The sequence below is a fragment of the Haloarcula rubra genome (genome assembly GCF_019599465.1).
GTDB classification, from domain to species: Archaea; Halobacteriota; Halobacteria; order Halobacteriales; family Haloarculaceae; genus Haloarcula; species Haloarcula rubra.
The window spans coordinates 53,725-64,002 of the sequence record NZ_RKLR01000016.1; the positions used below are offsets into that span (position 1 = coordinate 53,725).

8 protein-coding genes are annotated in these 10,278 nt (G+C 57.6%); 4 read left to right on the forward strand and 4 right to left on the reverse strand.

Features of this window, described 5'->3' with window-relative positions; all coding sequences use genetic code 11:
* Positions 1-48: 48 nt before the first annotated feature.
* Both EGH21_RS21615 and EGH21_RS21620 read right to left on the reverse strand, forming a co-directional pair.
* Positions 49-3,336: a GAF domain-containing protein gene (locus EGH21_RS21615; RefSeq protein ID WP_220620483.1), complete on the reverse strand. Its 3,288-nt coding sequence runs from the start codon at positions 3,334-3,336 to the stop codon at positions 49-51.
* Between the two features lie 344 nt (positions 3,337-3,680).
* Positions 3,681-4,247: a sugar O-acetyltransferase gene (locus EGH21_RS21620; RefSeq protein ID WP_220620484.1), complete on the reverse strand. Its 567-nt coding sequence runs from the start codon at positions 4,245-4,247 to the stop codon at positions 3,681-3,683.
* A 389-nt stretch (positions 4,248-4,636) separates the two neighbouring features.
* Between EGH21_RS21620 and EGH21_RS21625 the strand changes: the two genes are divergently transcribed.
* The 3 genes from EGH21_RS21625 to EGH21_RS21635 all read left to right on the forward strand — a co-directional run bounded on the left by EGH21_RS21625 (position 4,637) and on the right by EGH21_RS21635 (position 8,658).
* Complete coding sequence (locus EGH21_RS21625; RefSeq protein WP_220620485.1) at positions 4,637-7,282, forward strand: GAF domain-containing protein; 2,646 nt, start codon at positions 4,637-4,639, stop codon at positions 7,280-7,282.
* A 92-nt stretch (positions 7,283-7,374) separates the two neighbouring features.
* Entirely contained in the window at positions 7,375-7,998 is a 624-nt protein-coding gene (locus tag EGH21_RS21630) for a response regulator (protein WP_220620486.1), read from the forward strand.
* A gap of 6 nt (positions 7,999-8,004) precedes the next feature.
* Positions 8,005-8,658 carry a DUF7504 family protein gene (locus EGH21_RS21635; RefSeq protein ID WP_220620487.1) on the forward strand — a complete coding sequence of 218 codons (654 nt, stop codon included), beginning with the start codon at positions 8,005-8,007 and terminating at the stop codon, positions 8,656-8,658.
* A gap of 204 nt (positions 8,659-8,862) precedes the next feature.
* Here EGH21_RS21635 and EGH21_RS24270 read toward each other — a convergent pair whose 3' ends face one another.
* On the reverse strand, positions 8,863-9,042 hold the full coding sequence (locus EGH21_RS24270; protein ID WP_236035749.1) for a redoxin domain-containing protein: 180 nt from the start codon (positions 9,040-9,042) through the stop codon (positions 8,863-8,865).
* Between the two features lie 219 nt (positions 9,043-9,261).
* Between EGH21_RS24270 and ddfA the strand changes: the two genes are divergently transcribed.
* Complete coding sequence (ddfA, locus tag EGH21_RS21645; protein ID WP_220620488.1) at positions 9,262-9,519, forward strand: DdfA family disk-determining factor; 258 nt, start codon at positions 9,262-9,264, stop codon at positions 9,517-9,519.
* A gap of 245 nt (positions 9,520-9,764) precedes the next feature.
* Here the strand turns inward: ddfA and EGH21_RS21650 are convergent.
* A partial coding sequence (locus tag EGH21_RS21650) for an RNA-guided endonuclease TnpB family protein (RefSeq protein WP_220620489.1) occupies positions 9,765-10,278 on the reverse strand: 514 nt, incomplete at its 5' end.

The following is a 10,278-nucleotide window of genomic DNA, read 5'->3' on the forward strand; positions in this document are numbered from 1 at the left end:
TGAGGACTCCACGCAGTTTTGAGAGCGATGGTCGCGTGGCTGTGGCACTCAGCTATCATGGTCACTCACATCCCGACCGGTGTTAATCTCGAACTGTGCGCCACCGTCGACGGATTCTGTGAGATCGATCGTCCAGCCGTGGGCGCCGACTATCTGCTGGACGATGGCGAGTCCGAAGCCAGTGCCCTCGGTCACCGTGGAGTATCCATGCTCGAAGATCTCATCGCGGTCGGCTGGCGCAATCCCGGGGCCGTCATCCGCGACCAGAAAGCCGGTGTCGTCCGCACAGGGTTTCACTCGAATCGTCACGTCAGGGCCACCGTGATCGATGGCGTTCCTGAACAGGTTCTCGAAGAGCTGTTGCAGACGACTCGCGTCTGCATCGACCTGAACGTCGGCATCGACGTCGAGCGTAGCCGTGTCTGTCTGCACCTGCTGCCACGCTTCGGTGGCGACCTGCTGGATCGAGACCGGTGTCGTCTCCACGACGGACTGCCCCTGCCGGGCCAGGGTTAGAACGTCGTCGATGAGCGCGGCCATCCGGTCGTGCGCCCGGCGGATCGCGGCGACGTGGTCGTTCTCCTCGGGGACATCGAGCAGCTCTAACTGACCGTTCGCAATACTCAGTGGGTTGCGGAGATCGTGTGAGAGGACGCCGGCGAACTCCTCGAGGCGGTCGTTCTGTCGTTGGAGCTCCCGCTCGCGCTGCCTGAGTTCACGTTCGTCTGCGGCCCGATCGAGAGCCGTCTTGACATTGGCGGCCAGAATCTGTGCCAGTGACACGTCAGCGTCGTCGAACGCCGCCGGTTTTGTGGCAGCGATGTTGAGTGTCCCGTGCGTGCCGATCGGGAGGATCATCAGACTTCGGACCCCGCTGCCGGCATTGACCGACGCGTCGCAGTCAGTGACGTCCTTGATAAGCCGCGGTGCTCCGGTTTCGAGTGGCTCCCACGCGAGGCTCTCCTCCCGGTCGAAGACGGTCGGGTTGCCGAGTTGTTCATGTCCCTCTTCAGTGACTGCGACGGGAACGAGCACGTCCCGCTCCGTGTCGTGATACCGGACGGACACCAGCGAAAACCCGAGTATGTCACGAGCTGCTTCGAGCGTGAGATCGGCGATCGTTTGCTCGTCGGAGACAGTCATCAGCTTCCGGGTTGCGTCGTGGAGTTGCGCCAGGGTCCGTTCGTGGGTTTTCCGGTCCAGTGCGACCGTGGTCGTCGCAGCAAGGAGTTCGGCCAGCTGGATCTCGTCGTCATCGAACGCATGCGAGTCCAGTGAGGAGATAATGAACACGCCATGTGCTCCCAGAGGGAGGATGAGAGCGCTCCGCACTGGCGTGTCTGGGGTGGGGAGCCGGGAATCTGCGACGTCTGTGACGTCATCGATAACCCGGGGTTCGCCGGTGTCGAAACACTCCCACACGACAGTATCTGACTCCGTGTACGTAAGATCGCCCTCCTGGAAGTAGTCGGTTACATCTGCTGTCATCGACATCGGACGGAGCTCCCGCTCAGCGTCGTCGACGAGATGCACTGCACTGAATGGGCGATCTAACGTATCCCGGGCGGCGGTGACCGCCAGGTCACAGATCTGCTCAGGTGACGACGCCTGAATCTGATCACGAGTCACGTCGTTGAGGGCTTCGAGGGTCCGCTCGCGCCGTTTGCGGTCGGTAATGTCGGTGTAGATGCCGTACGCGTCGTTGTGATCCGAATCGATAGGGACGTTCCGGAAGAGGAAGTCCCGAATCTCACCGTCGGCCGTTTGCCGGCGGACTTCCCGAATGATCTGTTCGTCAGCCACTGCTCGCTCGTCAATTCGGGCCGCTTCGTCGGCGAACTCCGGGGGAACGATGAGATCGTTCAGGGACGTTCCGATGGTCTCCTCGGTTGGATACCCGAATACCTCTTCGAACGCCTCATTGACTGCCTGCGTGATCGGCTTGCCGTCGTTGAGTGAGACGGTCACTGCAGGGTCTGGAATCGCCTCGAAGAGGGTTGCGAACCGGTCGCGCTCCCGGCTAAGTTGTGTTTCACGCTTACGAAGCGTCTGTTCGCGCTCGGCGCGGGCCAGCGCCGCTTCGAGGTTCGTTGCCAGCACCTTCGCGAGCGTGATGTCGGTCTGGTCGAACGCACCGGCTGTCGTCGACCCGATGAGGAACACCCCATGCTCGCCAAGTGGCAAGTGGATCTCGGTCCGGATCGGCGTCTGTGGGTTGGACACGTTGTCAGCCCCTCGAATATCGTCATGAACCGTCACCTCTTGTGTCTCGTAGATCTGCCACGCAACGCTGTCGTCGGGTGTGAAGACGGGTGGCTCACCGACCACGTCAGCAGTCTCGTCCGACCACGCGACCGGAACGAGCCCCTCCACGGTTTCGTCATAGAGGTGGATTCCATTGAGCGGTAGCTGAAGGATCTCGCTGGCGGCCTCGCTTGCGACGGTCGCGATGTCTTCGGGCGTTTCTGCAGCCATCAACTCTCTGGTGGTCTCGTGAAGTGCGCCCAAACGGTGTTCGTACTGTTTTTGTTCTGTGATGTCGCGATACACCCAGAGATAGCCCGTGTCGTCCGCTCCGAGTTCCACTGGCGTCGACCGCCGTTCCAGCGTCCGGCCATCAACGAGGTCGAACTCTTCGCGGTGAATCGACGCCGCAGCCGAGACTGCCTCATTCGTCCGTTCGATGAATTGCTCGGCGTCGACGAACTGGTCTTTGACGCCTTCAGCAGCGGCTGCACAATCACGTCCGACGAGGTCTGCGGGTTCTGCGTCGATATCGAAGGTTTCACAGAACGCTTGGTTCGTGAATAATAGCTGCCGGTCGCCGTCTTCTGCCAGAATCCCGGCCGGAATATTCTGCGTGAGCGTCGACAGTAACGAAGACCGGGAAGCAAGCGTCTCTCGTTCGGCCCGTAACTGGTTTTCACGACGAATCACACGCGCTCGAAACAGGCCACCGACACTCCCGACAGCCATCCCAACGGCAGCACCGAACAACACAGCCTCAACGATCTCAGCAAATGGCAGGAGATGCCCCTCGATCCGGAGCTCAGCGTGATAGAGTGCCACGATGCCTGTTAGTAGTACCGTCGTCCCGAGGGTTGTGCCGATGATTGTTCGGAACGCCGCTGGGGAAAACGACGCTTCTCGAAGCCGAACCGCGAGATAGAGTGGGACACCCAACGCACCGATAAACACGAGCGCCTCCACCACGGCGAGCGGCGTGACTGGGCCGTCTCGCAAGAATAACCACTGCGTGAGGTAGCTGCCTATAAAGAGCGCTGGGGGGAGCGTAAGAACCGCGAGTGTCGACCGGCGTGACGTGGTCTGGCTCATGTATGCTTTCTGGATTTTTGTCCAGCTACTGAGGAGAGGTTGATGCTGTGATTAGTTCGCCGACAATAAGATAGAGTCATACAGATATTGTGTCATAGGAGTACCAAATAAATTGGTTATGAAAAGATAATTAACACTAGTTATATTAAGTACAATCAACAGCTGTCGGTAATGTGCTGTGTCGTCGCCGTCGCCGACGAGAAAAAAAGACTCGTCGATTAGATGAATAGTTGCCTTCGATGCGGTCAGTACAGGACAAGCAGGTAACGGAGCCGTAATCAGGCATACCAATACCTGTCAAATGCGGCATCCAAGGGACAGTGTGTGGATAGAACAGTAACGGACTACTGGTCTGTCTCGAGTTCCTTGACTACCGTCGCGGGATTGCCCTGTACGACGACGTCGGCAGGGACGTCCTCTGTCACAACTGCACCAGACCCAACAACGGCATTGTCACCGACCGTTACACCGGGATTGAGAACCGCCTGGCCGCCAATCCAGACGTTGTCGCCGACTGTCACAGGTTTACCGTACTCCGGTCCTTTGACCCGCTCGTTCGCATCAAGCGGGTGAGTCGCGGTGTAAATGTGAACACCTGGCCCAATCTGACAGTTCTGGCCAATATCCACTCGACATACGTCTAAGATGACGCAGTCGAAGTTCGCGTAGAAGTTCTCACCCACGTGGATGTTGTATCCGTAGTCACAGCGAAACGGCGGCTCTACGTAACACTCCTCGCCCAGTGATCCAAGTAGATCTTCCAGCAGCTCTCGTCGTGTCTCATCGCCATCCGGTGCTGTCTGATTATAGCGTCTTGTGAGATCACGGGCATGTTCCCGTTCAGCCACGAGTTTTGGGTCATCAGCGTCGTACAGTTCCCCGGTCAGCATCTTTTCTTTTTCACTGGCCATGGCTACGGTTGGCCAGCTACATCAAATACGTATTCCGGACTCTGTTCTGGGTAGTTCGCACGAGCGATCTAACAGTCGATTCGCTGAATCCCGGGATGAAAACAATGCCTCGGGGCGATTCTATGCCATGTTTTTACCGTTCGTAGATCAGAAGACCACTACTTTCAGCATATGGACTCAGCCCGCAAGGACACCGGTAGCGTCGTGTAGACGCCTCTACTAGGATGTGAAAGTGAACTGTGATGGCACCAAGATGACCAATTCGGTCCGTACTTTTGTTACATTCCTCTTGTTATTTGAAGCAGATCGGTATGTTCTCATGGATTGAATCCTGGCGACGATGGTCAGTAACAGCACTGGGGGCGCTCCTTTGTGGTGGTATTGTCGGAGTGGCAGTTCTCAATAACCTCGAGTGGACAACACTACATAACCTCCAGGTTGGTATTCCAGTCCTCCTTGCACTCGGCCTTGCCGCGTATGGTGGATGGCTCGTACAGTCGGATTTCTCTCCGGAGCGAATCCGCCGGATTGCACTCTGGAGCCTCGCCGGTGCTGTCCTTCTTGGCTCGTTTGCTGCGTGGGAAATGTACACCCACCTTCTCGAAGGTGATCCGTTCGTGGAGACACTTCATGAACCTCTGCTCGGTATGGCAGAAGGCGCAACTGTCGGCGGCGTGGTCGGCTACTACGATGCCCGCCGAAAGAATCAGTATCTCGAAGCCGAGCAGGCCCGGCAAGCCATCTCTGTATCGATGGACGGCATCGCTATTCTCAATGAGGACGGGGAATACGAAGTCGTGAATCAGGCGCATGCCGACGTCTATGGGTACGACGATCCGAACGCATTCATCGGCGACACTTGGCACCTCTGCTATCCAGAGGAGGAAGCCGCACGCGTCGAAGAGGAGGTCATCCCCGAACTCTACGAAAAAGGGAACTGGCGTGGAGAACTCACCGGACAGCGTCGTGACGGGAGCACTTTTCCACAAGAGATTACCCTCTCCGTGCGTCCGACTGGTGGCCTCGTCTGCATCGTCCGCGATATCACCGAGCGCAAGGAGCAGGAAGATCGTCTCAGGTCGCTCCACGGCATCACCCGCGAGTTCCTGACTGTGGACACGTCCGACGAAATCACGACAGAGATGATTTCGGCCGCCGACAGGATGCTCGGGTACCCACTAACAGCTGTCTGGAAGTACGACGACAAGGCCGACTTGCTTGTCCCTTGGGAGGCAGCAGAGCCAGCACGTCGGTTCGCAGAGCGAGCCGGACTTGATGGACTTCCACCTCTCGAATCTGAGTCGGTTGAAATGGAAATCTTCCACGACGATGAGGCTGTGCTCGTTGAGGACTATCAAATGCTGGAGAGGAGTCAGGTGCCAGACATACCTTTGGGAACAGTTCTCTTTGTTCCGCTCGGCAATCACGGACTGGTCGCCATCGGCTCTCCCGAACCAGAGGCGATCGATGCAACGGACCGCTTCTTGGCGGAGATTCTCGTTTCCAACGCCACGGCGGCAATGGACCGTCTCGAACGCGAACAGGAACTCGCGAACCGGGAGCAGCGACTCCGGACGGTCGTCGAGAACGTGCCGGTTATCCTGTTCACTATCAATCAGGATTGGGAGATCACGCTCCAGGTCGGCAAGGGTCTCGATCAGGTCGGGGTTGACCAGAACCAGATGGTCGGGGCAACGGTGGCGGACACGTTCGGCGACTCCCCCGTGATCACTGACGCGATCGGTCGAAGTCTCGACGGTGAACCCGTTGATGTCACGGTCGACCTCTGGGGGCGAACCTACCAGGTCTGGTACCAGCCGATCAAGGACGATGGCGAGGTGACGAATGTGATCGGCGTCGCGATGGACGTGACCGAACGCCAGAAACGTGAGCAGGGCATCAGAGCCCTCCACGACGCAACCCGCGAGATGATGCAGGAGACCGATCGCGAGACGATCTGCCAAATCGCGGTCGATACCGCCGAGAACGCGCTCGGACTGCCAATTTCGGCAGTGTGGTTACAGGCCGAGGATCACAGACGACTGGACCCTGTCGCATCGTCGAACCAAGCTGAGAACCTGTTCGACGAGCTTCCGGTCTTCGAGCCGGAGGAGAGTATCTCTTGGCAGGTCTACGAAGAAGGGGAGCCACGTGTCTACGACGACGTTCGTGATGAAGACGACCGATTCAATCCCGAGACCGAGATGCGAAGCGAGTTGATCGTCCCGATCGGCAAGTATGGCGTGTTGAACAGCGGTTCGACCGAGACTGGCCAGTTCGAGGAGACGGACGTGGTGCTCGCGCAACTGCTGGCTGCGAACACCCGCTCAGCTCTCGAACGCGCCGAGCGAGAAACTGCCCTCCAGCACCAGACCGACCAAATGGAGTTCTTCAATTCGATTCTCCGCCACGACGTGCTCAACGGGATGACGGTAATTCGCAGTCGGGCCGAATTCCTCATGGAGGAACTTGACGGCGACCAGCTCCAGGACGCCGAGACGATCGTCGACTGGTCGAACGACATCGTCACGATTATTCAGCGCGTCCGGACAGTACTGGAGACGTTGACGGGGACCGGGGACCCACAGCTGGAGCCCGTCGCTCTCTCGTCGGTGCTTCGCTCCGAAGTCGATCGGGTCCGGACGACCTATCCCGAGGTCGCGTTCGACACGGAGATTCCTAATTCCGTGACCGTCCAGGCAAACGAATTGCTGGGTGAAGTCCTGGGGAATGTCATCACGAACGCGGTCGACCACAACGACACGGACGGGTTACGTGTCTCGGTAAGCGTCGACAGCTACGACGAGCGTGAGGACTTCGTGACAGTCCGGGTTGCTGACAACGGCCGTGGTGTCCCCGACGATATCAAGGAGACGATTTTCCGGCGGGAAGAAACGGGTCACGCGAAATCCACCGGGTCTGGATTCGGCCTCTTCTTCGTTGATTCGATGGTGACCGAGTACGGGGGCGACGTTTGGGTCGAAGATAATGTGCCACAGGGCGCCGAGTTCATTATTGAACTCCCGAGACCATGACGTTGTCCTCCCCCCACGCGTCGACGCCTCTGCAGACCCTTCGGGAACAAGTCTCAAGGAGACGGTATCCGAAGCAGGGACCAAGACTTGTCATGAACGACTCAGATGCTCCGGTTGTTCTCATCGTCGAGGATGAGCCGGATGTCGCAGAAACGTACGAACGATGGTTACAGGACTACGACGTTCGCCGAGTCGAAACCGGGGATTCGGCGCTCGCTCAACTCGATGAGACGATCGATGTCGTACTCCTGGATCGGATGCTACCCGGGATGTCTGGCGCAGACGTCCTTGCGGAGATTCGCTCCGGGGCGATCGACTGCCGGGTGGCGATGGTGACAGCGGTCGATCCCAGCTTTGACATCATCGAGATGGGCTTCGACGAGTACGTCACGAAGCCACCGGATCGCGAGCAACTCCGTGAGACCGTTGAGCGACTCTTGCATCGCGCGACGCTCAACGGGGAGCTACAAGAGTACTACTCGCTCGTGGCTCGCCGGGCAGCCCTCGAATCGGAGTTTACAGAGGACCGTTTAGAATCGAACGACGAGTACGCACAGCTGGTCGAGCGCATCGAAAGCCATCAGGCCGACGTTGATGAGACGATGGGTGATATGGCCTCTGACTCCGAGTTTGTCGGGGCTGTCCGCGAAATCATGGATGATTCGAGCGGAACCGACGCGTCAGACGGGGATGAATTCACGGATTTAACGGAGTGAACACCCATGTACGATATCGCTGACGTTCTTCCGGCAGGAACGATCTCGGAACTAGAGCCAGGGACGAGTCTCTTGATCGCGGGTCCGGCCATGAGTGGAAAACAGGATCTCGCGCTGAACCTGCTTGCTGCAGGGCTTGACGGAGCGAATGGACTGCTGATCGTCACGACGAACGAATCTGCGGCGGCATGTCTCGACGACCTCGAACAACGGGTGACGTCACTCGATCACGATCGAGTGGGGGTCGTCGACTGTTCGGGGAGCAGCCAGCAGCAATCGATCCGGGATATCGCCACCCAACGTGTGTCGTCGCCTGGTGATCTCACGGGCATCAGTATCGGGACCGCCAAACTCATGCAGCAGTTCACCAGCCAGGATATCTCGAGTTTGCGCCACGGTCTCGTCTCTGTCTCGACGCTGCTCCAGTATCTCGATCTTGAGACGGTCTTCAAGTTTCTCCACATCTACACGACGCGTATCTCCGATACCCAGGGATTGGGCATCTTTACAATCGACAACGTCTCACACGATCCACAAACGATCAACACCGTAATGAATGAGTTTGACGGCATGATCGAACTCCGCGAGACTGAGACCGGTGAGCGCAAGGTTCGCATCCGAGGGATACCCGATGCGCCGAGCGGTTGGCAGCCGCTCTGACGGTTTCGTGGTTCGTGAATCTCAGTACGGCATGGACCGACGGGAACTCGGTCAGGAGATTTGACCGGGCTCTTCTTCATATTCGACGGCAAGCTCGATGTCTTCAGCTCCAAAGCCATCACGTTCTTCTGTCAACCGGTCGAGTGCTTCTTTCACCGGAAAGAAGTCGGGCTTTTCGAACGCATCACCGGTCGACCAAGCGTATCAAATCGTCTGTGACGAGTCGATGAGAAAGACCGCGCATTGCGGGACACACTGGTGGTTCTCCCACTCGTCGTAACACACCTCGTATGCTGTGGCGACGCTCCCGTGACTGTCGCTGAGCAGCGGGAAATTCAATCTGTACTCGTCTGCCCTGGTGAGCGTACGCGCTATCAAACACATCTTCCGAGACTGGAATGTGCCGACGTCGTCGTATACGATCAGGAACGAGAGCTCGTTTCGCTACCTAAATATAGTGTGGATGCAGCGCCCAATACCAAGTGGTTGATGAACGGGTGACTGACAGATCTGACAAGTCAATATAGTTTATAAACAGACTGGACACACGGACAAACTTGGTATAGTACCTATCCGTCCCCCCGTAGCAGTAGACGTGTACTAATGAGTCAGCGAAACACATCCTCGCAACCGTCCAACTCGCTGCCGTCTGTTGCAGTTATCGAAGCTGTTGCTGATCATGAAGGAGTTGATGCGGCTGAACTGGCCCCACTCAGTACGGTCATCGATCCAGATGCTCTTGATAACTTGTTTGTGTACTCAACCGCCGAATTTCCACATCCGAAAGGACACATTGAATTTCAGTACTGTGGGTACACTATTGCCGTACACTCCAATGGCCAGATTGTCGTTGAGATGTAGATTGACATCCTCCCGCGCCTACAGACGCGGGAATCCACGAAGTGGAGATTCAGGTTGCGCGTTTCCTCGGTTCTCAAGTACGCTTTCGCGTGGAACGTCGAAGGTCGCCACCGAGTTGTGACCAACGGTGTGCTTTCCAGCGCGTGTAGCCCTGTCAAGGGGGCCTTCCTCCCTGCATACAGCAGGCGTCGAAGACGGCTGGCTATTCAACCAGCGAGGTAGCACGGTTCGACTCGCCCGAAGCGTTAGCCCGTGCATGGTTCTCCCTCCCGTTGTGCGATATTCTCCGAAGCGTTCAGGTCCGCGTGGCGTCCACGACCACACTCCGAACACGAAAAGTGGTCGCCATCACGATTGCCCATCGACCCACACGCCGAACACCGCTGACTCGTGTGATAGGCGTCAACTTTCTCGACGCGAATACCGGCGCGTTCGGCTTTGTACGTGATGAATTGCTGGAGTTGGTGGAAGTGCCACGAATGAACGCCCGACCACGAACTGTTCTCGCGGATGCCTTCGAGGTCTTCCATCCGAATGATGGGATTCTCGAACTGTTTCGCGAACGTGATAAGACGACGGGAGAGTTTGTGATTTAGGTCTTTGATTCGACGCTGTTCTTTGTCACCCACACGGGTTCGTGCGCGAAGCGCACCCGCTTCCGAAAGCGAATCGCGTAGGGAACGATATTTGCGCCGAACGTACTTCGCCTCACCACCCGACACCAGCATTGATTCACCCTCCCCGTGGGCGGTCACAGCG

Bases quoted from the DNA above. Each gene is read 5' to 3' on its own strand.
- EGH21_RS21615 (WP_220620483.1), bottom strand. From the start codon at position 3,336: ATGAGCCAGACCACGTCACGCCGGTCGACACTCGCGGTTCTTACGCTC.
- EGH21_RS21620 (WP_220620484.1), bottom strand. From the start codon at position 4,247: ATGGCCAGTGAAAAAGAAAAGATGCTGACCGGGGAACTGTACGACGCT.
- EGH21_RS21630 (WP_220620486.1), top strand. From the start codon at position 7,375: ATGAACGACTCAGATGCTCCGGTTGTTCTCATCGTCGAGGATGAGCCG.
- EGH21_RS21635 (WP_220620487.1), top strand. From the start codon at position 8,005: ATGTACGATATCGCTGACGTTCTTCCGGCAGGAACGATCTCGGAACTA.
- EGH21_RS24270 (WP_236035749.1), bottom strand. From the start codon at position 9,042: ATGTGTTTGATAGCGCGTACGCTCACCAGGGCAGACGAGTACAGATTG.
- ddfA (WP_220620488.1), top strand. From the start codon at position 9,262: ATGAGTCAGCGAAACACATCCTCGCAACCGTCCAACTCGCTGCCGTCT.